This window comes from Catellatospora sp. KI3, from assembly GCF_029948125.1.
Taxonomy (GTDB): domain Bacteria; phylum Actinomycetota; class Actinomycetes; order Mycobacteriales; family Micromonosporaceae; genus Catellatospora.
This window is the reverse complement of the sequence record NZ_JASAMB010000010.1, coordinates 125,961-151,109: the sequence shown is the minus strand read 5'-3', so window position 1 is coordinate 151,109 and position 25,149 is coordinate 125,961. Positions and strand designations below refer to the sequence as shown.

Here is a 25,149-nt window from a genome sequence, read left to right as displayed (position 1 = left end):
GAGCCGTCCGAGTCTGCCGGGTCCGACACGCGCGGCCCGCCTCCCCCGGTGACAAGCCGCGCGTCCACGTCAGTACGCCGGCCCTAGCTGCCCGGGTGCGTCGACCGCGGACTTTCCGGAACGCGGCGGGCGCCGCCGCGGCCCCGCCAGAAGCCGCGCAGCACCCGGAGCACCGTCCCCGGCGCGAGCAGCGCCGTGGGCGGGTCGACCAGGTTCACCACGCGCAGGAACGCCGCCCCCAGTGTCGCGTCGGCGGTCGCGGCGATATGCAGCCGGTGGATGTAGGCGTTGAAGAACCGCACCGGTGCCGGGCGCGGCCCTTCCACCTCGGGGAACCGCAGATCGGAGCCGACGGCGATCGCCCAGGGCGCGTCGATCACCCGGGCGCTGGCCCGGAAGAACCGCCGGCTCAGCTGCGCGTCCCCGGTGGTGAGCAGCCGCCGCAGCAGTAGTGCCTGTAGCGCGGCGACTGTCATACCCTGTCCGTAGAGCGGGTTGAAGCTGCACAGTGCGTCCGCGACGACCAGGTAGCCCGCCGGGAACCGGCGCAGCCGCTCGTATCTGCGGCGTCGGCTGGCCGGGAAGCGCATGGCGACCGCGTCGGTCAGCGGCTGCGCCGACTTGACGACCTCGGCGATCTGCGGTGGTGCCAGCGACTCGGCGAACGACAGCATGCCCTCGTCGTCGGTCGGCGGCTGCTCGCCGAGCACGCCGCTGAGCGCTACCGCGATCTGGCCGTCTTGCAGCACTCCGGCGACGCCGGCGCGGGGCGCGCCGGGGACCGGGTTGGTCAGGACACCGAGCAGCCCGCCGAGGTGGTGCGGTTCGTGCCGGTAGACGCGGGTGACGTAGGTGACCTCGATGCGGACCTCTTCCTCGGCGGGTGCGTCGTAGCCGAGGTCGCCGAGCCAGGTCGGGGTGCGCGAGGCTCGGCCGCAGGCGTCGACGACGAGGTCGGCGGTGATCGTCTGCTCGGTGCCGTCGCGGTGGCGCAGCCGTACCCCGGTGACGCGCTGCCGGTCGGGGGTCGCGACCAGCCCGAGCGCCTCGGTGGCGGGCAGGAACTCGACCCCGGGCAGCGCGGCCACGCGGCTGCGCACGGTGTACTCCAGCAGGGGGCGGCTCATCCCCGCCGCGATGATCGAGGACTCGGCCCGGGCCATCACATGGCCGTCGTTGTACCAGGTGACCTGGCCGTGCAGATCCATCAGCGGCACGGCCAGGTCCCGCATCTGCTGTGTCAGGCCGGGGAACAGTTCCTCCAGCGCCTCGCGCCCGCGGGACAGCAGGACGTGCAGTTGCCTGCCCTGCGGGACGCCGCGCCGGTCGGCGGGGAGGGTGGGTAGGTCGTCGCGGTCAACGACCACGACCCGGGTGTGACTGTCGCTGAGCGCGCGGGCGGCGAGCAGGCCGCCCATGCTGGCGCCGATCACGACAGCCGTATGGTCTGAAGCCATGCCAAACCGTAGGCGCGGCGACGGCCCGGCCGCTTCTCATCCGATGCGGAGCCGACTGCGCGCACGGCACTGAGCAATCGTGCGTATCTCCACCGTCACCGCCTGCCACCGACGGGCGGTGCAGAGGATGCGGCACCGGCCTGCGCCAGCCAGTCCGCCACTCCGGACTCGGGCATCGGCGTGGCGAACAGGTAGCCCTGTCCGTAGGTGCAGCCGACCGTGGCCGACAGCTCACGCTGGTGCTCCGTCTCGATCCCCTCCGCGACGACGTCCAGTCCGAGGGTCCGGATCAGGGTGACGGTGCCCTGCATGAGGTCGCGCTGGCGCCGGGACGTGGTGAGGCCCCTGGCGAACGACCGGTCCAGCTTGACGATGTCCAGGGGGATCTGACGCAGGTAGCCCAGCGCCGAGTAGCCGGTGCCGAAGTCGTCGATGGCGATCCTGATCCCGCTGCCGCGCAGGTGCGCCAGCGCGCCCCATACCTTGTCGTCGTCGGGCAGCAGCTGGCTCTCGGTGATCTCCAGTACGAGCCGGTGCGCCGGCAGTTCCGTACCGGCGAGCAGCCGCCCGACGGTGTCGAGGAAGCCGTCGGACCGGAACTGGTGCGCCGAGACGTTGACGCTGAGGTAGGGGGCGTTGCCCCGGACCGAGGCGGGCCAGCGCTGCGCCTGGGCCGTCGCGGTCGCGAGCACCCACTCGCCGATCGGCACGATCAGGCCGCAGTCCTCGGCGAGCGCGATGAACTCGCCCGGGTACAGCCGGCCCCGGACGGGGTGCTGCCAGCGCAGCAGCGCCTCGAATCCGACGGTGCGGCCGGTGCCCAGCGCCACGATCGGCTGGTACTCCAGTAGGAGGGAGCCGTCGTCGACGGCGGCGGCCAGGGCCGAGTGCAGCTGCGGTTGGGCGATGCGGTCGGCCATGGACTGCTCGTAGTGGCGGCACTGCCGGACCCCGGCCGACTTGGCTTCGCGCAGGGCCAGGTTGGCGTTGCGCAGCAGCTCGTGGGCGCTGCCGGTGTCGGCGGTGGTGGCCGCGCCGATGCTGGCGCCGCTGACGACCACGGTGCCGCCGCTGGTGCGCACCGGTTCGGCGAGCAGTCGGCTGAGGTGCTCGGCGATGGCGGCGATGTCCTCGGGGGTGCCGGCGTCGTGGATGAGGGCGGCGAACTCGTCGCCGCCGGAGCGGGCGGCGACGTTGTCGGGGCCGATGGCCTCGGCCACGCGTCGGCCGGCGGACCGGAGGACCTCGTCGCCGACGGCGTGGCCGAAGGTGTCGTTGATCGAGCCGAAGTCGTCGAGGTCGAGGATGATGGCGGCGGTGAGGCCGGAGCTGGTGGCCAGCGCGTGCTCGGTCCGTTCGGCGAACAGGGCCCGGTTGGGCAGCCCGGTCAGGGTGTCGTGGAACATGCTCTCGGTCAGCTCGTGCTCGAGCCGGCGCTGGGCGGTGACGTCGTGCAGGGTGACGGTGACCGTGCCGGTCGGGTCGGCGGGCTGCTGCGTGGTGCAGGTGACCTCGACGGTGGGGGTGCGCCCGTCGGCTGCCTCGATGGTCCAGTCGGCGTGGCCGGGTTCGGTGCCGGCGGCGCCGGAGCGTACATGCCGCAGCAGGGATCCGGCGGCGGGCCGCTGCTCGGCGGGGACGAAGGCGAGCAGGTCGCGGTCCTGCAGCGCCGAGGTGCCGAACACGGTACGGGCGGACGGGCTCGCGTAGCGGATGCGGTGACCGGCGTCGACGATCAGGACGGCGTCGCAGATCCGCTCCATGAGCGCCTCCATCTCGTGGAGGCTGCGGTAGCGCTGGAGTTCGTCGGCCAGGCAGATCCGCTCGACCGCCTGCGCGGCCAGTGCCGACAGTATCTGCAGCGGCAGGCTCAGCTCGGATCTGGCCGCCGTGTCCTGGTCGACGAGGAGCACACCCACCGACTCGGCGTCTGGCGCCGGGACGTCTATCGGTACGAGGTCGGCGGGCGGAGCCTTGTCCTCGGCCACCCGGATGCGCACCTTGTAGCGGCAGTCCGGCAGGGTGAGCGCGGCGAGGGCCCGGTCGGCAGCCTCGAGGACGGCTTCGGTGCCGGTGGCGCCGGCCAGGGCGGCGGCGGCGTCGCGCAGCACCAGCTCGACCTCCACCGGTCGGTGCGGGTGCGCGTCTGCTGGGTTGGCGCTCATCGTGGCCGCCGGCGCCTGTCCGAGCCTGCCGCGGCGTCAGACGGCGGCCAGCGGGACCGGGTTCTGCGCTCGGTCGAACGCCGACGTGCCGATCCTGGTCAGGGCACGTCCGGCGGCGGCGGCGAGCCTTTCGAGTACGGCGATCTGGTCGGCCGAGGCGGTGTGCACGTCGGCCCAGTACGCACCGATGGCGCCGACCGGGGCTCCGGTGGCGCGGATGGGCACCATGAGCACGCTGCGGACGAAGGTGGGACGGTAGGCGGCCTGCGGGATGCGGCTGTCGGTGCGGATGTCGGCGATGACGACGGTCTCGTCGTGGAGCATGGCCCAGCCGCTGATGCACTCGGTGGCGGGGAACCGCTGGCCCTTCCACAGCGGGCTCATCGCGTCCTCGTCGGCGTAGTAGCACTGGCCGTCCTGGAGCTGGACGACGGTCGCGCCCTGGGCGCCGACTGCCGCCCGCACGCTGCAGCGTAGGGCGGTCTGCACGTCCTCGACGGTGTTCGCCGTGTCGAGCAGGTCGATCACCCAGTCGATCGGGCTGCTCGGATTCCGGACCATGGCCCTTTTCCCCTAGCCTCTTCGGGTCGAATACGCGAAAACCGGGTTAATCCAGTATAAGTCTGCGAGCCCCGAATGATGCCGTCGTTCAGGGGCGGCCGACCGCATCTCACCATACCGATTGGGCGGTTTAGGGGTATTTCAAGACCCGTCGAGGGGACACCGGGCAGCGGCCGTCGTAGCTACGATCTCGTGGTGGCCGACTCCCCCGTTCTCGGGCTCTACGACAGTCTGCTGACCCAGCGACTGACCGACCGGGTAGCCGGGTGGGAAGCCGACGGCCATCTGGTCCATCTCGGCGAGGTCGAGGAGGCCGACGCCGCCCACCTGCTGGGCCGCTACATCGGCGAGGCGGCCGCGCGGGCGCTGGCCGCCGTTCGCGGCACCGACGCGCAGGTCGAGCTGGCCAACCAGCTGCTGCGCAATCTCCAAAACCCGGAGTTCATCGACGAGGGTCCGCGCAAGCTGCTCGCGGTCTTCGCCGGTACGCCCGACGCCCAGCCACCGGTGCGGCCGTCGACCGCGCTGGCCGAGGCGGCGCTGCTGACCAATGCCCGGGAGGATCCGCACCTCGCACACGAGCTCGCGGCCGAGCTGGCCAGCGCGGACGGGGTGGACCTGCTGTGCGCGTTCGTGAAGTGGTCCGGCCTGCGCATCCTGGAGCGGCGGCTGGAGGAGCTGCGGCGGCGCGGGGTGCCGCTGCGGGTGATCACGACGACGTACATGGGTGCCACCGAGCGCCGGGCGCTGGACCGGCTGGTGACCGACTTCGGCGCCCAGGTGAAGATCAGTTACGAGCAGAACTCGACCCGGCTGCACGCCAAGGCCTGGCTGCTGCGCCGGGCCACCGGCTTCGACACCGCGTACGTGGGCAGCTCGAACCTGTCCAAGGCGGCGCTGCTCGACGGGCTGGAATGGAACGTGCGGCTCTCGGCTGTCACGACGCCGCGGCTGCTGGACAAGTTCCGGGCGACGTTCGACTCCTACTGGGACCGGGCCGAGTTCGAACTCTACGACCCCGGCAAGGACGCCGACCGGCTCGACCAGGCGCTGGCGGTCACCGCCTCGGGCAAGCGCCTGATCGACGTGCCGGCGCTGGTGCCGCACCCGTTCCCGCACCAGCGGGAGCTGCTCGAAGACCTGGACCTGCAGCGTACGGCGCACGACCGGCACCGCAATCTGCTGGTGGCGGCCACGGGCACCGGCAAGACGGTCACGGCCGCGTTCGACTACCGCAACCTGCGGCAGCGGCTGGGCGGACTGCCGAGCCTGCTGTTCGTGGCGCACCGGCGCGAGATCCTCGTCCAGGCGCTGCACACCTACCGGCAGGTGCTGGCCCAGCCCGCCTTCGGCGAGCTGCACGTCGGTGACGATCGGGCGCGGGAGTGGCGGCACGTCTTCGCCTCGGTGCAGTCGCTGCACCGCTCGATCACCGACTTCGCGCCGGACCGGTTCGACGTGGTGGTCGTCGACGAGTTCCACCACGCGCACGCCACCACCTACCGGCGCATCCTGGACCACCTGCAGCCGCGCGAGCTGCTCGGGCTGACCGCGACGCCGGAGCGGGCCGACGGCACCTGGGTGCAGGACGAGTTCTTCGACGGGCGGATCGCCTCCGAGCTGCGCCTGTGGGATGCGCTGCACGCCGATCTGCTGTGCCCGTTCCACTACTTCGGCATCAACGACGAGACCGACCTGAGCGGGGTCGCCTGGGTGCGGGGCGCCTACGACGGCGAAGCCCTCGACGCGGCGTACACCGGCAACGAGCAGCGGGCCCGGCTGATCTTCAATGCGGTTCGGGACAAGGTGGGCGACCTGGGCGCCGCACGGGGTCTGGGGTTCTGCGTCTCGGTGTCGCACGCCCACTACATGGCCGAGTTCTTCACCGAGCACGGGATCGTCTCGCTGGCGGTCGACGGCAGCACGCCGGAGCAGCAGCGGCGCGAGGCGCTGGCGGCGCTGCGGGCGGGGCGGATCGCGTTCCTGTTCGCGGTCGACCTCTTCAACGAGGGTCTGGACATCCCTGACATCAACACCATCCTGATGCTGCGGCCGACGCAGAGCGCGACGGTGTTCCTGCAGCAGCTCGGGCGCGGGCTGCGGCGCACGCCGGACAAGGACGTGCTGACGGTGCTGGACTTCGTCGGCCTGCACCGGTCGGAGTTCCGGCTGGAGAACCGCTTCCAGGCGCTGACCGGGTTCGCGCGCGGCCGGCTGGCCGACCAGGTGGAGGCCGACTTCCCGCTGCTGCCGCCCGGCTGCCAGGTGGTGCTCGACCGCGTCGCCAAGGAGCGGCTGCTGGGCAGCCTGCGGGAGCACCTGAGCGTCAAGGTCAACGTGCTGTCGCAGGAGATCCGCGCCCACGCGCAGCCGCGGCTGGCAGAGTATCTGGAGGCCAGCGGCCGGGACATCACCGACGTCTACCGCCGGGACCGGTCCTGGACGTGGCTGCTGCGCCACGCGGGCGTGGTGCCGGGTGAGGGATCGGCGCTGGAGGCCGCGGTCGGCAAGCGCATGCGGGCGTTCCTGCACGTCGACGACGAGCCGCGGGCCGGGGCGTACGCGCGGCTGGTGACCGGGTCGGTCGCGTACGCGGACCTGTCGGCCGCCGATCGGGCGTACGCCCGCATGCTCGTGTTCTCGATCTGGCGCGACGGCGGCGGCTTCGCCGACTACGACGCGGCGCTGGCGCAGCTTCGCGGCCTGGAGTATGTGCGCGACGAGCTGCGCCAGATCGTGCAGTACACCGCGCAGCGGCCTCGGCGGGTCGCCAGGCCGCTGGGCGACACGCTGTCGCGGGTGCCGCTGGCGGTCAACGCCCGCTACTCCGCCGACGAGATCCTCGCCGCGCTGGACTGGGCGGATCTCGGACGGCGGGTGCCGGCCCACATGCGCGAGGGAGTGGCCTGGTCGGAGGCGACCCGGTGCGACGCGCTGCTGGTGACGCTGCGCAAGAGCGAGAAGGAGTTCTCGCCGCAGACGATGTACCGCGACTACGCGCTCAGCCCGGAGCTGTTCCACTGGGAGTCGCAGCACAGCACGTCGGAGCGGTCGCCGGTGGGGCTGCGGTACCAGTCGCATGTGCGCGACGGCAGCCACGTGCTGCTGTTCACTCGGGAGGCGAAGTCCACCGACGCGGGCCACCCGGAGCCGTACGTCTTCCATGGCACCGCCCGGTACGTCGAGCACCGTGGCGACAAGCCGATGGCGGTCACCTGGCGGCTGGATGAGCCCATGCCCGAAGAGCTGTTCCGCCGCGCTGCCGTGGCGGCCTGACCAGCGCGGATCAGGCCCGCTGAGCCAGACGTCCAGTTTCGCGACGCGGTCGGTCCGTCCCGGTCGCCTGAGGCTCGATCGGTGGCCGGGACGGACCGACGGGCTACTTGAGCAGGTCGTCGATCTGGTTGATCGCGGCCGTGGAGCCTTCGACGACGCCCATGTCGAGCACCTTCTGCATCTCCTCGGCGGTGTCGAAGGTGCTCACGTAGACGGCCCGGGTGCCGCCGCCGTGGGCGGTGAAGGTGTAGACGTTCTTGGAGACGGGCAGGTCCGGGTTCGGCTTGAGGTCCTGGTCGGCGAAGCCGTCGTCGAACGCCAGGCCGGTCGGTTCGTCGACGGCCGTGACCAGCCAGTATCCGGCGTACCGGTCGCCTTCGGGTCCGGTCATGTAGTAGGTGACGCGGCCGCCGGGCCGCAGGTCGTGCTCGACGAAGGTGGCGGGGTAGGTCGGCGGTCCCCATACCTTCTCGAGTTGGCGCGGGTCGGCGTACACCTGCCAGATGCGCTCGACCGGGGCGGCGAAGTCGGCGGTGATGGTCAGCGTCAGGTTGTCGAGGTCCTGCCGGACGTCGGTGACGGGCATGGGTCAGTCCTCCTGGTCGGGTTCGGTCGTGATGAGTTCGTCGATGCGGGCGATGCGGCCGCGCCAGATCTGCTCGAGTTCGGTGAGCATGGACGCCACCGACCGCACCGCCGCGACGTCGCCGCTGACCAGCTGTTCGCGGCCGCTGCGCCGCTTGGCGAGCAGGCCGGCCTTCTCCAGCACGGCGACGTGTTTCTGCACGGCGGCGAAGCTCATCTCGTACTTCGCCGCGAGTGCGGAGACCGAGTGCTCCCCGGCCAGCACGCGGCGCATGATGTCGCGCCGGGTGCGGTCGGCCAGTGCGTGGAAGAAGGCGTCTGCTTGGTCCTCGCCCTGGTCGGTCACCCTTACAACATACAACCATTCGGTTGTACGTTGTCAAGCGTACCCGCTGATCGTCTTTCCCACCGGCGCCGGGCCTGATACCTTCGCCCCTCCACTGAAGACATCCAGGATTCCACCGACAGCGCCACCTGCCCGGCTGACCGGCACCGGCCTGCCCGGCCCCGGTGCCGGGCAGGCCGGTCCGCGATCGGAGCGAATAGGCCGAAACCGGCTCATCAGTGACACGGTCCGGGATACCTTCGCTGAGGAGCGCACACCTTTCGTACCCGAAGGACGGCCGCCATGAGCGTCTCGAACCAGTGGCAGCGCTGGACGTGCGCAGCCGCTGCCGCGGTCCTCGCCTTCGGCCTCTCCTCGTGCGATGCGGCCTTCACCGCCACCGGCGCAGGCGTGCCGAAGGAGCTCTCCGCCTCCCAGCCCGCCGGTCCGCAGGCGCAGCAGATCGCCGACATCGTCGCGCGCAGGATGAAGGAGCAGGACCTCACCAGCGCGGTCTACGGCGTATGGCGCGGCGGCGAGCTGATCGCCAGTGGTGCGGTCGGCGGGTCACCGGTCGGCGTTCCCGCGACCGCCGACATGCAGGTGCGCATCGGGCAGCCGATGGAGCCGATGCTGTCCACGGTGCTGCTGCAGCTGGACGGCGAGGGCGTGCTCGACCAGGACGAACCGATCGCGAAATGGCTGCCCGACTTCCCGCGCGCCGGCCAGATCACCCCGAGGATGCTCGCCTCCAGCACCTCCGGCATCTCCGACTACGTGACGAACCCGAACTTCGAGAAGCAGTTCTACGCCGACCCGATCGCGGGGTTCACCAGCGAGCAGCTGCTCGCGCTGGCCAACGAGCGCCCCCCGCTGTTCGAACCCGGCAAGAGCTTCGCGTACGCGCACAGCGACCTCGTCGTGCTGGGCGAGGTGCTGGAGAAGGCGACCGGCAAGCCGCTGGGCGAGCTGCTGCAGACGCGCGTCCTGGACCCGCTGGGGATGCGCGCGAGCAAGGTCGTGCTGACGCCGCAGCTGAACGAGCCGTTCCTGCACGGCTACACCAATGAGCGGGGTGTCTTCGAGGACTCGTCGTTCTGGAACCCGACGGCGTTCCGGCACAGCGGCAACATGAACACGACCGTGGCCGACGTCGCGACCTGGGTCCGGGCCCTGGCCGACGGCAAGGTGCTGAGCAAGGAGCAGCACCAGGCCATGATGGCGCCGTCGACCGCCGGGCTCGGGTCGCTGACCAAGGACAAGTTCTTCGCCTACGGTGTCGCGCACGCCGGCGACTGGATCTTCATGAACCCGGCCTACGGGGGCTACCACGGTGTCGTCTACTACGACACCGTCTCGAAGACGCTGGTGGTCGCCTACGTGACGCTGGGGCCGACCTCGGACGCCAACGTCGACAACGCGCTGCCGCTGGGCAAGGAGATCGCCACGATGCTGGTCCCGGACCGCCCGCCGCAGGTCTGAGCACGCCCGCGGCGGGCGGTCGGCCGGTCAGGCGGCCGGGCCGGTCCAGGTCGCCGGGACGTTGCCGACGCGTACGCGCTGCGGGTGGTCGCCGACGGCGACGGTCGCGACCTTCTGCCCGGTGGCGAAGCTGATCGCGGTGACGCTGTCGGCGCCGCTCTCGGAGATGACGCAGTCCTTGCCGTCGTCGCTGACGGTGGCCCAGTACGGCTTGGACGCGGGCACCAGCGGGCCCTCCTGCAGGGTGGCCCGGTCGACGACGGTGGCGTAGTCGTCCATGGTCCCGGCGACGCAGAGCTTGCTGCCGTCGGGGCTCATCGACAGGCCGTGGTGGCGGGAGTCGTTGACCCAGGTGGTTCGGTCCTCGCTGGTGGCGGGGTTCTTCGGCAGGGTCTTGAGCCGGGTGATCCGGTCGGTGGCGACGTCGTACTCGAGGAAGCCGTTGAAGAACGAGACCTGGAAGTAGAGCTTGGACTCGTCAGGCGTGAACGCGACGGGCCGTACGGCGTCGGACAGGTCGCCGCGGCCGAAGGCGTCCAGCCGCTGCCGCATGTCGATCACTTTGACCTGCCGGAACGTGACCGCGTCGACGACGGTGATGCGCCGGTCGCCCTTGGTCCAGTCCCAGATCGGGTCGTCCAGGTCGGTGTTGACCTCGCCGATCGACATGTTCCACAGGTAGCGGCCGTCGGCGCTGAAGTGGTTCTCGTGCGGCTTGTCGCCGGTGCCGAACGAGCCGAGCTGGCGGCCGGTGTAGATGTCCAGGACGTGGACGGTGTTGGAGGTCGACGCCGATACGGCGAGCTTCGTGCCGTCGGGTGAGACGGCCATGTGGTCGGCGCGGAACCCGGAGACCGGGAAGCGCCACTTGAGCTTGCCGGTGGCGAGGTTGATCGAGACGACGTCGGCGAAGCTGGGCCGGGAGGCGACCAGGGCGGTGCCGTCGGGGGTGGCGTACATGTCGTCGACGAGCTGGTCGTGGCCCTCCCCCGGGCCCTGCTGGATGCCCAGGTAGAAGGCCAGCCGGACGGGGTTGAGGTAGATCTCGGCCAGGCGCAGGGCCTTGTCCGGGACGATGTTGACGCGGGCGATCCGGGCGTAGTCGCCGCTGGGGTTGATGACGTCGGCGGTGCCGTCCCAGTTGTTGCCGACGAACATCACCCGGCGCAGGCCCCCGGCCGGCTGGACGGCGTGGACGGGGCTGGCGAGCGAGGTGAGCAGGCCGGCCGCCATGGCGGCGGCCAGCAGGGACCGTGGGATGCGCATGGTCTTCCTCCAGAGGGCGCGTGGGATCGCCGTTGGTGAAGTGCGGCGGGCCGGGGCACCGCCGTGGTGACGCGCCGGGCTCAGCGCCGGCGGTGGGCCGCCGGGGTGCGGCGCGGGCCCCACGCGAAGGCGAGGCAGGCACCGACCAGCGCGAGCAGCATGCCGATCAGGAAGCCGCCCAGGTTCGAGGTGAGCCAGCTGGCCAGGGCCAGGACCATCGCGACGCAGGCGTTGAAGATGCGCTGGGCGGGCGTGAAGATGATCAGCAGGCCGCAGAGGGTCAGCACGATCGGGATGAGGTATCCGGCGGTGCCCTGCAGCCCGACGCGCAGCATGACGGGCAGCGGCGCGAGGACGGTGAGCGTGATCTCGAGCCCGCCGAGAGTGACCAGCAGGCCGCTCCAGAAGGGGCGGGTGCGGCGCCAGTGCCGGAAGCCGCGCGGGGCGGCGGCCGGGCTCGGGTCGGCCGTGGCGGGCTCCACCGGGTCGGGCCCGGTGGAGTCCATGCCGGTGTCGGGTGCGGACACGGTCAGCAGCCGTCCTCGGTGAAGCTCATGTGCAGGTTGGGCAGCTTGAAGGCGACGGCGGTGGTGGCGTAGTTGTTCTGGCGCAGGTCGTTGATGACGACGGTGCGGGCCTGCTGGCCGAGGACGCCGATGCCGCCGGTGACGCCGGGCACCTGGTCGAGGGTGCTGGCGTCCTGGCCGATGCTGATGTCGTCGAACGAGGCGTTGCCGCTGATGGCGTCGGAGTCGACGACGAGGTTCCTGGCCGTGACGGGGGTGCCGGCGTCGCCGGCGGTGAGTTTGAGGTTCATGCCGCCGAGGCTGATGGCCTGGCAGAGGTTGGTCAGCCGGGCTTCGCGGACCGCCGAGACGATCAGGACGAGCTGGCCGCCGGTGTCGCCCTCGTTGGGGCTGCCGGGGACCATCGTGTCGAGGGTGGCGAACTGCTCGAACCCCTCGCCCTGCAGGGAGTCGGCGGTGACGACGAACGGCATGCCCGATACGGAGAACTGGGCGGCCAGTACGCCCTGGGCGGTCAGCACGACCAGGGTGGCGGCGGCGGTGCCGGTGAGGGCGATGGCACCGGCGAACCTGCGCCAGTGGGTCCTGCCGTGCTCGGGGTGATCGGGTTTTTCGCTTCGGTGCGATTCTGCAGGCATGGTTGCTCCCTTCGGAGGGGTGCTTGACCAGACCCTTGTCTCGGCGTGGCGAATCACTGCGGATGAAATACCAGGGCCGTCGGCAACGGATCTTCATCTATAGAGATCCATACATCGATCTCAGGTGAGGAAGTTACCCCCCGGTACAGGTCTGGTCAATACCCAGCGTCCGCATCCGGTCACTCGATCACCCCCGCGGGCCGCTCGACGACCGCCGGCACGCAGGGCGCGTTCACGATCACCGCCTCGACCCGGCCGGTCAGCTCGCCCGCGGCCTCCTCGCGGCCGATGAAGGGCACCTGCGCGAAGTACGTCAGGGTGGCGAGCAGGTCCGGCAGCGCCGCCACCCGGCCCCCGGCCACCGCCCGGTAGATCGTCGAGTAGATGCCGCCGATGATCGAGCTGACCAGCTCGGCGGGGACCTGCTCGCGGTGCGGCGCCTCGGCGAAGAACCGGTGGAACCGCTCCAGCAGCTCCTCGCGCTCGCGCCGGGCGGCCGGCCCGGCGGCGTCGATCTCGACGACGGCCATGACCGCGAACGAGGGCACCCCGGCCAGCACCGACAGCAGCACGCCGATCCCGGCGCGGATGCCGGTGCGCCAGTCCGGCGCCGCCGCGTAGGCGGCCTCCATCACCTCCCAGAGCACCCCGATCCCGTGCCGGTACGTGGCCAGGAAGGCGTCCTCCTTGCCCTCGAACAGAGCGTAGAAGGCGGGCCGGGTGACGCCTGCGGCCTGGCAGATGTCGCCGACGCGGGCGTTGGCGAAGCCCTTCTGGGCCACGGTGTGCACCAGCGCGTCGTACAGCCGGTCGCGCTGGGTGGCGGCCACCACCTCGGGCGGCACGCGGCTCGGGCCGCGCTTGATGGCGCGGTCGGGGTCCCGGCCGGCGCGGGCCCCGGGCAGTGGCGGATGAGTGCCGGCTGCGTCTGGTGAGGTCACAGGCATTCAACTCTTTCACTTGACCTGAGGAGCACGAGAGGTTTATAACATCGGTAGGTTTTTATTTCGATGATGTTACAAGAGCATCGTCGCCTTGTGACCACATCGGAAGGCGGCACCGCCCGCGATCCGGCCCGGCACCAGTATCGACCGGCCGGCCGTCCAGGCGGCACCGCGTACCCGGCTCAGCTGCGGAATGACCGGGAGCAGCGCGCAGAGGCCATCCACCTCTGCCTGTCTCCACCAGCTGAACAGGGAGCTCCCATGATCTCCACCCATACCCGAAGGATCGCGACGGTCGGCGCCGCCCTGGCGGCCGTGCTGGCCCTCGGCGCCACCCCGGCCGCGGCCAGGGCACCCGGCGGCATCTACACCGGGATGGGCAACTGTCCGCTGACCGCCCCGGCCATGCGCGACACCACGAACCTGCAGGTCGGCTGCGTCTACTCGGTCACCAACGCGGGCAGCTTCCGCATCGGCACCACCGACGTCACCCTCAGCTCGCCCATCACCCTCCAGTTCGGCGTGTACTGGCCGGCCGGCGCCCCGGTCGTCGAGTTCCCCGACGGCAGCAGCGCCAACGTGTACAGCGTCGTCCCGCCCGCCAACGGCCGCACCCTGACCGCCGCGCCGATCCAGGTCGCCATCCCCGGCATCTGGAACATCATCCCGGGCGTCACCAGCGTCTTCGCCCAGGTGGAACTGGCCGGACCGATCACCCGGTTCGTCCCGCTGGCCACCGGCGAGTCGTACCCCGTGTTCGTCCTGCCGATCAAGCTGCGCCTCATCAACGCGGTCCTGGGCCTGAACTGCTACCTGGGCTCCAACAGCCACCCGCTGATCCTGCGCCCCACCACCGGCACCACCGACCCGCAGCCGCCCAACGGCCCCGTCACCGGCGACCCCGGCGTCATCGACGTCCAGGCCGACCCCAACGGCCACAGCGCCGTCGTCGCCTCCTTCGCCGGCGCCAGGCTCGTCGACAACGAGTTCGCCGCCCCCGGCGCCAGCGGCTGCGGCCTCGCAGGCATCCTCAACGGCCTCGTCGAGCAGGCCTTCGGCCTGTCCCAGGCCGGCGCCGGCCACAACGCCGTCGTCTTCGACCGTACGAACACCTCGCTGGCCGTCGACGAGAGCCTCACCGACCTGGCGGCCGCGCTCGCCGCCAGCTGACCTCGCTCCAGCTCCGCAGGTCCCATCACCCCCAGTACGCCTGCCGGCCAGGCAGGCGATGAAGAAGGGAACGATCCACCATGCGCAAGAAGCTGCTCCTCACGTGTGCGGCGGCCGTCGCGGCCCTGCTCGCCCTCTCGGCCACCCCGGCCCAGGCGGCCGGCGCCGTGCTCACGTACGGCTCGCTCGGCGGCACCGCCGTCCCGGTCGGCCACGTGATCCAGTCCAACCTCAAGACCGGCACCACCGCCACGTTCTACTCCACCGCCGCCGGTACCACCGGCGTCACCTGCACCGCGTCCAGCTTCAGCGGCACCGTGCTGACCAACCCGGGCGCGGGCGGCGTCGCCACCGAGAGCGTGACCGCGCACAGCTTCAGCAGCTGCACCAGCAACATCCCCGGCACCACCTGCGTGCAGAGCATCGCCGTCAACAACCTGCCGTACAGCGCCAGCGTCAACGGCACCACGAAGGCCATCACCATCACCGGCTCGGCCGCCGCGCCGATCCAGACCACGATCAAGCTGTGCACCCTGCTGGGTACGGTGACCTGCGTGTACCGCGCCGACCTGAACACGGTCGCCGGTGCCACCTCCAACACCGACAACTCGATCACTTTCACCAGCCAGAAGTTCAACCGGTTCTCCGGGCCGGGCACCTGCTTCGCCAACGGCTACTTCACCGCGAAGTACGCGCCTGTCCGGGACACCAGCGTGGCCGCCGCCCCACTGGTCTACGTGCAGTGATCCCCTGACCGGCAGCCGCGGGCGCTCCGCTGTTCCTCGCGGACGGAGCCCCGCGGCTGCCCCACGCCGCCCCAGAGGCAGTGATCTTCGGGAATGATCGCTGGCCGAGGTCGGAACGTAGGGCGCAAAGCCCAGCCGTGACCGCAGGCAGTGATCTCCACGTGGAGATCACCGCCTGCGGACGAAAGGCGCGGTGCGCCGCCGCGGTAAAGGCGGCGCGAGCCGGCCCTGCAGCCGCGCCTGTGTCAGGCGCCGTAGCAGTACAGGCAGCCGCCCGGCGGGATGCCCTCGCCCGGCAGGCCGGGCTGCGGCAGGTCGGGCCGCCCTTCCGGCTGCGCCTCGGTGACCCGCACCGGCTCGGTGAGCACGGTGAACGTGTCGCCCGCGTCGGTCACCAGCATGATCGTGCCGAGGTTCGGGAACTGCGGGTCCCGGTCCAGACCCGGCGACCGCCAGCCCTCGACGACGTTGACGGCCGCCCCGCGCAGCCGCAGCGTCTGATCGACCTGCTCCTGGCTGATGAAGGCAGGCCCGGCGTAGTCGGACTCGATGTAGCCGTGGTCGTCAGGATCGTGGTGGATGGGCCCGCCGTCGGCGGGGTCGTCCGGGTCGTGGCTGTCCCCGGGTTCGCCGTGCCCGCCGGGGTTGTCGCCGGTGGCCGGGTCGGGTTCGATGCCCTCGGCCGGGCCGTGGCCCGCACCGCCGTGGTCACCGGTCGGGGCGTCGTGACCGGCGTCGCCGTGCGCCGGGTACGTGATGTCCTGGCAGTTCCCGCCGCTGCCGTCGCACTGGTGCACGGTACGGCCGGTGCCCGAGCCGTACTGCGTGGACGTCGTCGTGGTACGGGTGATGATGATGCTGGTGACCTTGCCGGAGCTGTCCCGGTTGTACTGCGTGGACTCGGTGTAGGTCTGCGACCAGCTGCCTCCGTCCACGCGGCTCGTTCGTACAACGGACTCGACGCGGCCGTCGGAGTCGGTGACCATCTCGGTGACCGACGGGTTGCCGTCGGCATCCTTGCCGGAGATGGTGGTCTTGCTGCCGATGCCGCTGCCCGAGCCGTTGGCGTACGAGATGTCGCCGGCTCCCCCGGCGGCGTAGGCGGCGATGCCCTTGACGCCGTTGGCGTAGGCGATGAGCTGCGCGGGCAGCCCGTCATCGCCCTTGATCGCGGTCAGCGCGGACGCGCCGTACGGCTGCCCGAAGCCGGTCGAGGCACGGACCACGGCCAGGGTCCCGACCCCGATCGGGGCGGGCCGGCCCTCCTTGGCCACGGCGCCCAGGCCGATGGTGAGGCCCCGGCCCGGGTGGAGGCCGAACTCGGCGAGCAGTTCGGCGCTGACGCCCATCCGGGCCAGCGCGTCGGCGCGCCTGGCGTACGCGAAGACGCCTTCGGCGGATCTGCCGTCCTTGGCCCAGGCGGCGAGCACGTCGGCCGGGATGACGGCGAACGTGCCGAGACCGGCTTCGAAGGACGGCAGCGTACGGGCGGCGGTCAACTCCACCAGCAGCGGCATTCCGGGGTAGCTGCGCGCGTCGTAGGGATCGGTGCCCGCCACGATCTCGTCGGCGTCGCAGACGCCGTCGCCGTCGGAGTCGACGACCCGCCAGGCGATGTAGCAGGCGGTGGCGTCGCACAGGCGCAGGGACTTCAGAACCGGCGGCTGGTCGGGTGCGGCCGAGGCCGGGAGTCCGGTCAAGGCCGTCGCTGTGAGCAGCGCGGCGGCAGTGATGGCGAGAGTTCTTCGCAACATGCCAGAGACGATCTCAACGGCCGCCCGGGTACGCCCGTCGAAGTCGGGATTGCGGCTCGCGGCGGTCGAGGTACTGGGGAAGTCCCTAGGAAGCCTTGGCCGTGCCCGGGACCACCGTCGATGAATCGAGTAGCCGCGCGCCGGTTCGGGGCACCGCGGGGCTGGGAGCTGTGCCACCCTTAGCCGGGTCGCCTCCCGCCGGGGGTACGCGAGAAGCGAGGTCTTGATGAGAGCCGACCACTACGACAGCTTCGCCGAGAACTACGCCAAGGCCAACGAGTCAGGCCTCTTCACCGCTTACTACGAGCGACCGGCGATGCTCGCGCTCGCCGGCGATGTCCGCGGTCGTCGGGTGCTCGACGCCGGGTGTGGCGCCGGACCCCTGTCCGAAGCCCTCCGGGCAAGGGGGGCCGTCGTGACCGGTTTCGACTCCAGCCCGGCCATGGTCGAGCTGGCCCGCGAGCGGCTGGGCCCGGATGCCGACCTGCGGGTAGCCGACCTCAGCCTGCCACTGCCGTTCGCCGACGGCACGTTCGACGATGTCGTCGTCTCGCTCGTGCTGCACTACCTGCAGGACTGGAAGGCACCCCTGGCCGAGCTGCGCCGCGTGCTGAAGCCCGGTGGCCGACTCCTCCTGTCGGTCAACCACCCCCGCATCCTCGAGTCGAGCGACCCCGGTGCCGACTACTTCTCCGTCACGCAGTACTCGGACGAGTACACCTTCGCCGGTCAGAGCGCGGTGCTGACCTTCTGGCACCGGCCTCTGCACGCCATGACCGACGCGTTCACCGAGGCAGGTTTCCGCATCTCGATCATCAGTGAGCCTCCCTTCTCACCAGACACCCCCCGCGAACTCATCCCGCCCCACATCGGCGACCGGACAGCCTTCATCTGCTTCCTCTTCTTCGTCCTGCACGCACACTGACGTCGCAGCACTCCCACCTCGAACCGACGGTCGCCCGCCTGCCGCATTCACGCGGGCGGCAGCCGCGCAGCCGAGGAGGTTTCTCCGCAGTATCTTCACCAACCGCGGCTCGTCTCCCGGTTGGATGGACGAATGGGTGAGCTCACGACGGCGGTAACCGCTCCAGACAACATCACGTACATGGATACCGCTGCCGGCACGGCGGTGGGCCTGGATTACAAGCGGCGATTCGTCGCCACTCTCGATGTCCGGCATGGGCAGACGGTGGCGGACATCGGCTGCGGCCCGGGGACCGACCTTGCCCGACTGGCAGATGCGGTGGGCGTGCGGGGCTCGGTAGTCGGTATCGACCGTGAGGCGCGGATGCTGGACGAGGCGCGTCGCCGACTGGCTCTCCGCCCGAATGTCGAGCTTCGATCGGGCGACATCCATGACCTGCCGCTGGAGGACGCCAGCGTCGACCGCGCCCGAGTCGATCGTGTGCTGCAGCACGTGCTCGACCCGGCGAAGGCGATGGCTGAGGTCCGCCGTGTGCTTCGTCCGGGCGGACTGTTCGGGATGGCCGAGCCGGACTGGGACACTCTCGCCGTTTCCGACGACGACCTTGAGACCAGCCGGCGCTTCGCCGGCTTCGTCGCAGGTCAGGTGCGGAACACGACGATCGGCCGCGACCTGGCGCGCCTGTGCGTCCAGGCCGGGATGCGGGTGCGATCCGTCGATCCCATCGCAGTGCTGTTCCGCGACTTCGGCACGGCGGATCAGATCCTGGGGCTTCGGCGCAACACGGCCCGCGCCGTACAGGCGGGCAGGCTCGCGGAGAGCGACGGCGAGGCATGGCTGGAGCGGCTGGCGAGCGGTCCTGTCGTTGCCGGCTTCACCTTCTATCTGGTGATCGCTGAGGCCTGACCTCTCTCAGCAGGTCACGGCGTGCCCGGTGACCGCCCGCGGGTCGCGGATACGGCGCTGCCGGGCTGCTGCCGCGCCGGGTCGTGGCGGCGCAGCAGCAGGGCGTTGAAGGTGACGATGATGGTGGAGGCACTCATCAGCAGCGCGGCCCACTGCGGCTGCAGCAGGAGCCCGAGGCTGGGGTAGAGCACGCCCGCCGCGACCGGGATCGCCAGCAGGTTGTAGATCGCGGCCCAGAACAGGTTCTGCTTGATCTTCATCCGGACGGCGCGGGCGATGGACAGCGCGTACCCGACGTCGGCAGGGTCGTCGCGGATGAGTACGACATCAGCGGTCTCCACGGCGACGTCGGTGCCCGCCCCGATCGCGACGCCGATGTCGGCCTGGGCCAGCGCTGGAGCGTCGTTCACACCGTCACCGACCATCGCGACCTTCGCGCCCCGCCGCTGCAGCTCGGCGATGTGGGCGGCCTTGTCCCCCGGCAGGACCTCGGCGATGACCGTGTCGATGCCCAGCTGCCGGGCGACGGCCTCGGCGGCGCCGCGCTGGTCGCCGGTGAGCATGACGGTGCGTACCCCGGCGTGCCGCAGGGCGGCGATCGCGGCGGCGGCCGAGTCGCGGATCGGGTCGGCCACGGCCACCACGCCCAGGGCGGTACCGTCCGCGGCCACGTACACGGCGGTCTTGCCGTCCGCCGACAGCGCCGTCGCCGAGGCGGTGAGGCCGTCGACGGGGATGCCTTCGCGCTGCATGAGCCGCAGGTTGCCGAGCAGGATCCGCCGGTCGTCGACGGTGGCCTGGACGCCGTGGCCGGGGATCGAGTCGAACCGCGACGGCGGCGCGACGGTGATCCCGCGCTCGCGGGCGGCACGGGTGATCGCCGCGGCGAGCGGGTGCTGGGAGGGCTGGTCGGCGCGGGCGGCCAGGGCCAGCAACTCGGTGCGGTCGGAGCCGTCGGCCGGTACGACGTCGGTGACGGCCGGCCTGCCGGCGGTCAGGGTGCCGGTCTTGTCGAACACGACCGTGTCGACGCCCGCGGTGGCTTCCAGGGCGGAGGCGTTCTTGAACAGTACGCCGCCGCGGGCGCCCTGCCCGACGCCGACGGTGATGGCGGTCGGGGTGGCCAGGGCAAGCGCGTCGGGGCAGGCGATGACGATCGCCGACACGGCGGCGGTCACCGCGAACGCCGCGCCGTGCCCGCCCCACAGCATCCAGGCCGCGAACGTGAGGGCACCGGCGCCCAGCGCGACGTACACGAGGTACCTGCCTGCGGTGTCGGCCAGCCGCTGCGCGGGCGCCTTGGACGCCTGGGCGTTGCGGACCATCGCGACGATGCGGGCCAGGGCGGTGTCGGCGCCGACCGCGGTGGCGGTGAACGTGAACGCGCCGGTGGTGTTGATGGTGCCGCCGACGACCGCGTCGCCGGTCTGCTTGGCCACGGGCACCGGCTCGCCGGTGATCATGGATTCGTCGACGTACGAGTGCCCGTCGGTGACGGTGCCGTCGACGGGGACCTTCGCGCCGGGCCGGACGACGATGACGTCGCCCGCGGCGACCCGGTCGAGCGGGATCTCGGTGTCGGTGCCGTCGCGGCGCACGATCGCGGTCGGCGGTGCCAGCGACAGCAGCGCCGCCACGGCGCGGCCGGTGGCGAACCGGGAGCGCATCTCCAGCCAGTGGCCGAGCAGGCTCAGGGTGGTCAGCATCGCGGCGGCTTCGAAGAACACGTCGTGGGCGCCGAGCAGGGTCGCGCCGACGGAGTACAGGTAGGCGACGAGGATGCCGACGGCGATGAGGGTCATCATCGTGACGTCGCCGATGCGCAGTGACCTGGCGGCCGAGGAGATGAAGGGCCAGCCGCCCCACCAGACGACCGGGGTGGCCAGGATGAGCCCGAACCAGCCCATGGTCAGCCCGAACGGCGGCTGCTCGGGCAGGCCCAGGGCCGCGCCGATCGGCGAGAACGCGACGACGAGGACGGTCAGCAGCGCGCTGACGACGAACCGGCGCAGCATGGAGTCGGCCATGTCGGCGCCGTGACCGGCGTGCTCGTCGTGCCCTTCGTGTTCGTCATGCCCTTCGTGTTCCCCGTGTGCGGCTGCCTGGTCGGGTCGGCCGGCGGCGGGGTGGCCGGGCTGGCAGCACGAGGCCGGGCACTCGGTGCACTGGCAGTCGTAGTCGTGGCCGGTCAGCAGGCGGGCGATGGCCGTCGCGTCGGTGCGGGCCGGGTCGTAGGAGACATGTACGACGGCGCGGGTGCGGTCGGCGTGTGCCGCCACGATGCCGGGCCGGCCGGTGAGGAACCGCTCGATGGCGGCCAGTTCGGTGGCGCAGAAGCACTGGTCGAGGGCGACCTGTGCGACATGTGCGGTTGCGTGGCCGTGGCCTGAATGGTGGTCCGTCATGGCTGCCCCAGTCCCGTCTCACCGGCTTGTCCCGAACGTACCCCTCGGGGGTACACCCAGCGTGTTCTCGGTGCCTGACCTAGCCTCAAGTATACCCCCTGGGGGTATCTGACCCGCTGACCGTAACATACCCCCTGGGGGTTTCGCTATGCTGGTTGCATGACCACGCCGAATACCGACGCCGCCGCGACCACGCCAACCCGCGGCTACACCGCATCCAAGGAGCAGCTGCTCACGCGCATCCGGCGGATCGAGGGCCAGGTGCGCGGCATCGAGAAGATGGTCGAGGAGGACCGGTACTGCATCGACGTCCTCACCCAGATCTCGGCGATCCAGGCCGCGCTGGACAAGGTGGGCCTGGGCCTGCTCGACGGCCACGCCCGCCACTGCATGCACCAGGGGGCCGCCGAGGGACGGGCCGACGAGATGGCCACCGAGATGATGGCCGCGGTCGGCAGACTCATGAAGCGCGGCTGACACCCGGAAGATGTGACCGCCGCCATTCGCATAAACCCCCGGGGGGTATGCTACGGTCGGCTCAAGGTACCCCGAGGGGGTATCATTCCGATGGGAGTCGCAATGGAGACCGTCTACACCGTCAAGGGCATGACCTGCGGGCACTGCGTCAACTCGGTCAGCACCGAGATCGGGAAGATCGACGGCGTGACCGGCGTGCAGGTGGACCTCGCGGCCGGTGCGGTCACCGTGGCCAGCAGCGAGCCGGTCGCGCAGAGCGCGGTCGCCGCCGCCGTCGACGAGGCGGGCTACGAACTGATCGGAGCACACTCATGAACACCCCGCTCAAGCTGAGCCTGTACGGGCTCGGCCTGGTCGCGGTGTTCGCGGCGTCGCTCGGGGCCGGCCGACTCGCCGGCCCCGCACCCGCCGCGAACGAGCCCGAGCACTCCCCCGCCAGCGGCCACGGCGCCCACCCCGCCCCGGCCGCGCAGGCGCAGGTCCCCGGCGGGCTCCAGGTCGCCCAGGACGGCTACCGGCTGCGGCCGCTGACCGACGAGCTGTCCACCAGCCGCGCTCGGCCGCTGCGGTTCCAGATCCTCGGCCCCGACGGCGCACCGGTCACCGCGTACACCCGCACCCATGACAAGGACCTGCACCTGATCGTGGTCCGCCGGGACCTGGCCGGCTTCCAGCACGTCCACCCGGCCCTGGGTGAGGACGGCGTGTGGCAGATCCCGGTCGAGGCCACCGCGGGCGCCGGGCAGTACCGGCTGTTCGCCGACTTCCAGCCCGCCGCCCTGGGCCGCGGCCTGACCCTGGGCGTGGACGTCCCCGCCGCCGGGACCTACCGGCCGCGGTCGCTGCCCTCCCCGGCGCGCACCGCGTCGGTCGACGGCTACACGGTCACCCTCGACGGCGACCTGGTGCCGGGCACCTCGTCGCAGCTGACGCTGAGTGTGGCCAAGGACGGCGCCCCGGTCACCGACCTGCAGCCGTACCTGGCCGCCTACGGGCACCTCGTGGCGCTGCGCGACGGCGACCTGGCGTACCTGCACGTGCACCCCGACGGCGCGCCCGGCGACGGCCGCACCCAGGCCGGGCCGCGGATCGTCTTCCACGCCGAGGTCCCCTCCGCGGGCACCTACCGGCTCTACCTGGACTTCCAGCACGACGGCGTCGTGCGCACCGCCGCGTTCACCGCCGCCGCCGGAGCCGTCGCGACCGCGCCGACCGACCCGGTGCCCAGCCCCAGCGGCCACGGGCACTCAGGAGGGCACTGATGAGCACGCCCACCATCCGGCTCGCCCGCGCCCCCCGGCAGATCGAGCTCACCATCGGCGGTATGACCTGCGCCTCGTGCGCCGCCCGCGTCGAGAAGAAGCTCAACCGCATCGACGGGGTCACGGCCAGCGTCAACTACGCCACCGAGAAGGCGTCGGTGACGTTCCCCGACACGGTGTCGACCGACGACCTGATCGCCACCGTCGAGGCGACCGGCTACACCGCCGCGCTGCCCGCCCCGCCGCAGGCCGAACCGGCCGAGGCGACCGCACCCGACGAGCTGTCCGCCCTGCGCCGCAGGCTGTGGACCTCGGTGGTGCTGGCGTTGCCCGTGGTGGTGCTGGCGATGGTGCCGGCCTGGCAGTTCACCAACTGGCAGTGGCTGTCGCTGACCCTGGCCGCGCCGGTCGTCGTGTACGGCGGTGCGCCGTTCCACCGGGCCGCGTGGGTGAACCTGCGCCACGGCGCGGCCACCATGGACACGCTGATCTCGGTCGGCACCCTGGCCGCGTTCGGGTGGTCGCTGTGGGCGCTGTTCTTCGGCACCGCGGGCGAGCCCGGCATGACGCACCCGTTCAGCCTCGCGGTCTCCCGCTCCGGCGGCACCGGCAGCATCTACCTCGAGGTCGCCGCCGCCGTGACCGTGTTCATCCTGGCCGGGCGGTACTTCGAGGCCCGGTCCAAGCGCCGCGCCGGTGCGGCGCTGCGGGCGCTGCTGGAGCTGGGCGCCAAGGACGCCACCGTGCTGCGCGACGGCCGCGAGCAGCGCATCCCGGTGACGGGGCTGGCCGTCGGCGACCGGTTCGTCGTCCGCCCCGGCGAGAAGATCGCCACCGACGGTGTCGTCGAGGACGGCGCGTCGGCGGTCGACGCGTCGATGCTGACCGGCGAGTCGGTGCCGGTCGAGGTCGGTGTCGGCGGTGCGGTGGCCGGCGCGACGGTGAACGTCGGCGGCCGCCTGGTCGTCCGGGCCACGCGGGTGGGCGCGGACACGCAGCTGGCGCAGATGGCGCGGCTGGTCGAGCAGGCGCAGACCGGTAAGGCGGCCGTGCAGCGGCTCGCGGACCGGATCTCGGCGGTGTTCGTGCCGGTCGTGATCGCGCTGGCCGTGGCGACGCTGGGGTTCTGGCTCGGCACGGGCAACGGGGTGGCGGCGGCGTTCACCGCCGCGGTCGCGGTGCTGATCATCGCGTGCCCGTGCGCGCTGGGCCTGGCCACGCCGACGGCGCTGCTGGTCGGCACCGGCCGGGGTGCCCAGCTGGGCATCCTGATCAAGGGCCCGGAGGTGCTGGAGTCGACCCGGCAGGTGGACACGGTCGTGCTGGACAAGACCGGCACCGTCACCACCGGCCGGATGACGCTGGTCGACGTGGCCACCGACGGGGTCGGCCGGGAGCAGGCGCTGCGGCTGGCCGGGGCGGCCGAGGCCGCCTCTGAGCACCCGATCGCCCAGGCGATCGCCGCGGCGGCGGCCGACGAGGCCGGCGGCCTTCCGGCGGTCGAGGGCTTCGCGAACACGCAGGGGCTGGGGGTCACCGGCACCGTCGACGGCACGGCTGTCGTGGTGGGCCGGGCGGCGCTGCTGGCCGAGCACGGGCTGCCCGTGCCCGCGGCGCTGGACGAGGCCCGGCAGGGTTTCGAGCGGGCGGGGCGTACGGCGGTGCTCGCCGGTTGGGACGGTCAGGCCCGGGCCGTGTTCGCGGTCGCGGACGTGGTCAAGCCGACCAGTGCCGCCGCGGTCGCCGGGCTGCGCGCGCTCGGGCTGACGCCGGTGCTGCTGACCGGAGACAACGCCACCGTCGCGCACGCGATCGCGGCCGAGGTCGGCATCACCGAGGTGGTCGCGGAGGTCCTGCCGGCGGGCAAGGTCGACGTCGTCAAGCGGCTGCAGGACCAGGGCAAGGTCGTGGCGATGGTCGGCGACGGCGTGAACGACGCCGCCGCGCTGGCCCAGGCCGACCTCGGTCTGGCGATGGGCACCGGCACCGATGCCGCGATCGAGGCCGCCGACCTGACCCTGGTCCGGGGCGACCTGATGGCGGCGGTCGACGCGATCCGGCTGTCGCGCCGGACCCTGGCGACGATCAAGACGAACCTGTTCTGGGCGTTCGCCTACAACGTCGCGGCGCTGCCGCTGGCGGCGCTGGGGCTGCTCAACCCGATGATCGCCGGTGCGGCGATGGCACTGTCCTCGGTGTTCGTCGTCTCCAACAGCCTGCGGCTGCGCGGCTTCCAGCCCGTCGCCGGCTGACCGCCGCTCCCGGCCGGTGGCGGCTC

At 71.7% G+C, this 25,149-nt stretch carries 21 protein-coding genes; 10 read left to right on the top strand and 11 right to left on the bottom strand.

Annotated elements, in window-relative coordinates; translation table 11 throughout:
* Positions 1-83 precede the first annotated feature (83 nt).
* From QEZ54_RS18100 to QEZ54_RS18090, 3 genes are all read right to left on the bottom strand, one after another.
* Positions 84-1,457, bottom strand: coding sequence for an FAD-dependent monooxygenase (locus QEZ54_RS18100; protein WP_281305812.1), 1,374 nt, complete (start codon positions 1,455-1,457; stop codon positions 84-86).
* A 95-nt stretch (positions 1,458-1,552) separates the two neighbouring features.
* A complete protein-coding gene (locus tag QEZ54_RS18095; RefSeq protein WP_281305811.1) occupies positions 1,553-3,622 on the bottom strand; it encodes a GGDEF domain-containing phosphodiesterase in 2,070 nt (689 codons plus the stop codon).
* 36 nt (positions 3,623-3,658) lie between these two features.
* Complete coding sequence (locus QEZ54_RS18090; RefSeq protein ID WP_281305810.1) at positions 3,659-4,183, bottom strand: GAF domain-containing protein; 525 nt, start codon at positions 4,181-4,183, stop codon at positions 3,659-3,661.
* 195 nt (positions 4,184-4,378) lie between these two features.
* On the opposite strand from QEZ54_RS18090, the gene QEZ54_RS18085 reads away from it, so the two are divergent.
* On the top strand, positions 4,379-7,459 hold the full coding sequence (locus tag QEZ54_RS18085; protein WP_281305809.1) for a DUF3427 domain-containing protein: 3,081 nt from the start codon (positions 4,379-4,381) through the stop codon (positions 7,457-7,459).
* A gap of 103 nt (positions 7,460-7,562) precedes the next feature.
* Here QEZ54_RS18085 and QEZ54_RS18080 read toward each other — a convergent pair whose 3' ends face one another.
* A complete protein-coding gene (locus QEZ54_RS18080; protein ID WP_281305808.1) occupies positions 7,563-8,045 on the bottom strand; it encodes an SRPBCC domain-containing protein in 483 nt (160 codons plus the stop codon).
* Positions 8,046-8,048: 3 nt separating this feature from the next.
* Positions 8,049-8,390 carry a metalloregulator ArsR/SmtB family transcription factor gene (locus QEZ54_RS18075; protein ID WP_281305807.1) on the bottom strand — a complete coding sequence of 114 codons (342 nt, stop codon included), beginning with the start codon at positions 8,388-8,390 and terminating at the stop codon, positions 8,049-8,051.
* Between the two features lie 282 nt (positions 8,391-8,672).
* Between QEZ54_RS18075 and QEZ54_RS18070 the strand changes: the two genes are divergently transcribed.
* Entirely contained in the window at positions 8,673-9,851 is a 1,179-nt protein-coding gene (locus QEZ54_RS18070; RefSeq protein WP_281305806.1) for a serine hydrolase domain-containing protein, read from the top strand.
* A 27-nt stretch (positions 9,852-9,878) separates the two neighbouring features.
* Here the strand turns inward: QEZ54_RS18070 and QEZ54_RS18065 are convergent, their stop codons facing one another.
* The 4 genes from QEZ54_RS18065 to QEZ54_RS18050 all read right to left on the bottom strand — a co-directional run bounded on the left by QEZ54_RS18065 (position 9,879) and on the right by QEZ54_RS18050 (position 13,223).
* Positions 9,879-11,009, bottom strand: coding sequence for a YncE family protein (locus QEZ54_RS18065; protein WP_281305921.1), 1,131 nt, complete (start codon positions 11,007-11,009; stop codon positions 9,879-9,881).
* A gap of 188 nt (positions 11,010-11,197) precedes the next feature.
* On the bottom strand, positions 11,198-11,644 hold the full coding sequence (locus QEZ54_RS18060; protein ID WP_281305805.1) for a DUF6114 domain-containing protein: 447 nt from the start codon (positions 11,642-11,644) through the stop codon (positions 11,198-11,200).
* A gap of 2 nt (positions 11,645-11,646) precedes the next feature.
* The gene (locus QEZ54_RS18055; protein ID WP_281305804.1) at positions 11,647-12,282 is read right to left on the bottom strand and encodes a DUF6230 family protein; all 636 of its coding nucleotides are present in this window, start codon (positions 12,280-12,282) and stop codon (positions 11,647-11,649) included.
* Between the two features lie 179 nt (positions 12,283-12,461).
* Positions 12,462-13,223, bottom strand: a complete 762-nt coding sequence (locus QEZ54_RS18050; protein WP_281305803.1) for a TetR/AcrR family transcriptional regulator — start codon at positions 13,221-13,223, stop codon at positions 12,462-12,464.
* Positions 13,224-13,487: 264 nt separating this feature from the next.
* Here QEZ54_RS18050 and QEZ54_RS18045 point away from each other — a divergent pair, with 264 nt between their 5' ends.
* Together QEZ54_RS18045 and QEZ54_RS18040 are read left to right on the top strand one after the other, a co-directional pair.
* Complete coding sequence (locus QEZ54_RS18045; RefSeq protein WP_281305802.1) at positions 13,488-14,396, top strand: hypothetical protein; 909 nt, start codon at positions 13,488-13,490, stop codon at positions 14,394-14,396.
* An 80-nt stretch (positions 14,397-14,476) separates the two neighbouring features.
* Positions 14,477-15,142, top strand: coding sequence for a Tat pathway signal sequence domain protein (locus QEZ54_RS18040; protein ID WP_281305801.1), 666 nt, complete (start codon positions 14,477-14,479; stop codon positions 15,140-15,142).
* A gap of 245 nt (positions 15,143-15,387) precedes the next feature.
* On the opposite strand, the gene QEZ54_RS18035 is transcribed toward QEZ54_RS18040, so the two are convergent.
* Positions 15,388-16,896 carry a hypothetical protein gene (locus QEZ54_RS18035; RefSeq protein ID WP_281305800.1) on the bottom strand — a complete coding sequence of 503 codons (1,509 nt, stop codon included), beginning with the start codon at positions 16,894-16,896 and terminating at the stop codon, positions 15,388-15,390.
* A gap of 226 nt (positions 16,897-17,122) precedes the next feature.
* On the opposite strand from QEZ54_RS18035, the gene QEZ54_RS18030 reads away from it, so the two are divergent.
* A complete protein-coding gene (locus QEZ54_RS18030; protein ID WP_281305799.1) occupies positions 17,123-17,821 on the top strand; it encodes a methyltransferase domain-containing protein in 699 nt (232 codons plus the stop codon).
* A gap of 132 nt (positions 17,822-17,953) precedes the next feature.
* Positions 17,954-18,727 carry a methyltransferase domain-containing protein gene (locus QEZ54_RS18025; RefSeq protein ID WP_281305798.1) on the top strand — a complete coding sequence of 258 codons (774 nt, stop codon included), beginning with the start codon at positions 17,954-17,956 and terminating at the stop codon, positions 18,725-18,727.
* Between the two features lie 14 nt (positions 18,728-18,741).
* On the opposite strand, the gene QEZ54_RS18020 is transcribed toward QEZ54_RS18025, so the two are convergent.
* Positions 18,742-21,132 carry a copper-translocating P-type ATPase gene (locus tag QEZ54_RS18020; RefSeq protein ID WP_281305797.1) on the bottom strand — a complete coding sequence of 797 codons (2,391 nt, stop codon included), beginning with the start codon at positions 21,130-21,132 and terminating at the stop codon, positions 18,742-18,744.
* A 159-nt stretch (positions 21,133-21,291) separates the two neighbouring features.
* Here QEZ54_RS18020 and QEZ54_RS18015 point away from each other — a divergent pair, with 159 nt between their 5' ends.
* The 4 genes from QEZ54_RS18015 to QEZ54_RS18000 all read left to right on the top strand — a co-directional run bounded on the left by QEZ54_RS18015 (position 21,292) and on the right by QEZ54_RS18000 (position 25,123).
* On the top strand, positions 21,292-21,609 hold the full coding sequence (locus tag QEZ54_RS18015) for a metal-sensitive transcriptional regulator (RefSeq protein ID WP_281305796.1): 318 nt from the start codon (positions 21,292-21,294) through the stop codon (positions 21,607-21,609).
* A gap of 102 nt (positions 21,610-21,711) precedes the next feature.
* Positions 21,712-21,924 carry a copper ion binding protein gene (locus tag QEZ54_RS18010; RefSeq protein ID WP_281305795.1) on the top strand — a complete coding sequence of 71 codons (213 nt, stop codon included), beginning with the start codon at positions 21,712-21,714 and terminating at the stop codon, positions 21,922-21,924.
* Positions 21,921-22,871 (top strand): hypothetical protein, encoded by a 951-nt coding sequence (locus tag QEZ54_RS18005; protein WP_281305794.1) that lies wholly within the window; start codon positions 21,921-21,923, stop codon positions 22,869-22,871. The genes QEZ54_RS18010 and QEZ54_RS18005 overlap by 4 nt, the downstream gene beginning before the upstream one ends.
* Positions 22,871-25,123: a heavy metal translocating P-type ATPase gene (locus QEZ54_RS18000; RefSeq protein ID WP_281305793.1), complete on the top strand. Its 2,253-nt coding sequence runs from the start codon at positions 22,871-22,873 to the stop codon at positions 25,121-25,123. The genes QEZ54_RS18005 and QEZ54_RS18000 overlap by 1 nt, the downstream gene beginning before the upstream one ends.
* Positions 25,124-25,149 lie beyond the last annotated feature (26 nt).

Bases quoted from the DNA above. Each gene is read 5' to 3' on its own strand.
- QEZ54_RS18100 (WP_281305812.1), bottom strand. From the start codon at position 1,457: ATGGCTTCAGACCATACGGCTGTCGTGATCGGCGCCAGCATGGGCGGC.
- QEZ54_RS18095 (WP_281305811.1), bottom strand. From the start codon at position 3,622: ATGAGCGCCAACCCAGCAGACGCGCACCCGCACCGACCGGTGGAGGTC.
- QEZ54_RS18090 (WP_281305810.1), bottom strand. From the start codon at position 4,183: ATGGTCCGGAATCCGAGCAGCCCGATCGACTGGGTGATCGACCTGCTC.
- QEZ54_RS18080 (WP_281305808.1), bottom strand. From the start codon at position 8,045: ATGCCCGTCACCGACGTCCGGCAGGACCTCGACAACCTGACGCTGACC.
- QEZ54_RS18070 (WP_281305806.1), top strand. From the start codon at position 8,673: ATGAGCGTCTCGAACCAGTGGCAGCGCTGGACGTGCGCAGCCGCTGCC.
- QEZ54_RS18065 (WP_281305921.1), bottom strand. From the start codon at position 11,009: ATGTTCGTCGGCAACAACTGGGACGGCACCGCCGACGTCATCAACCCC.
- QEZ54_RS18055 (WP_281305804.1), bottom strand. From the start codon at position 12,282: ATGCCTGCAGAATCGCACCGAAGCGAAAAACCCGATCACCCCGAGCAC.
- QEZ54_RS18045 (WP_281305802.1), top strand. From the start codon at position 13,488: ATGATCTCCACCCATACCCGAAGGATCGCGACGGTCGGCGCCGCCCTG.
- QEZ54_RS18040 (WP_281305801.1), top strand. From the start codon at position 14,477: ATGCGCAAGAAGCTGCTCCTCACGTGTGCGGCGGCCGTCGCGGCCCTG.
- QEZ54_RS18035 (WP_281305800.1), bottom strand. From the start codon at position 16,896: ATGTTGCGAAGAACTCTCGCCATCACTGCCGCCGCGCTGCTCACAGCG.
- QEZ54_RS18030 (WP_281305799.1), top strand. From the start codon at position 17,123: ATGAGAGCCGACCACTACGACAGCTTCGCCGAGAACTACGCCAAGGCC.
- QEZ54_RS18025 (WP_281305798.1), top strand. From the start codon at position 17,954: ATGGGTGAGCTCACGACGGCGGTAACCGCTCCAGACAACATCACGTAC.
- QEZ54_RS18020 (WP_281305797.1), bottom strand. From the start codon at position 21,132: ATGACGGACCACCATTCAGGCCACGGCCACGCAACCGCACATGTCGCA.
- QEZ54_RS18015 (WP_281305796.1), top strand. From the start codon at position 21,292: ATGACCACGCCGAATACCGACGCCGCCGCGACCACGCCAACCCGCGGC.
- QEZ54_RS18010 (WP_281305795.1), top strand. From the start codon at position 21,712: ATGGAGACCGTCTACACCGTCAAGGGCATGACCTGCGGGCACTGCGTC.
- QEZ54_RS18005 (WP_281305794.1), top strand. From the start codon at position 21,921: ATGAACACCCCGCTCAAGCTGAGCCTGTACGGGCTCGGCCTGGTCGCG.
- QEZ54_RS18000 (WP_281305793.1), top strand. From the start codon at position 22,871: ATGAGCACGCCCACCATCCGGCTCGCCCGCGCCCCCCGGCAGATCGAG.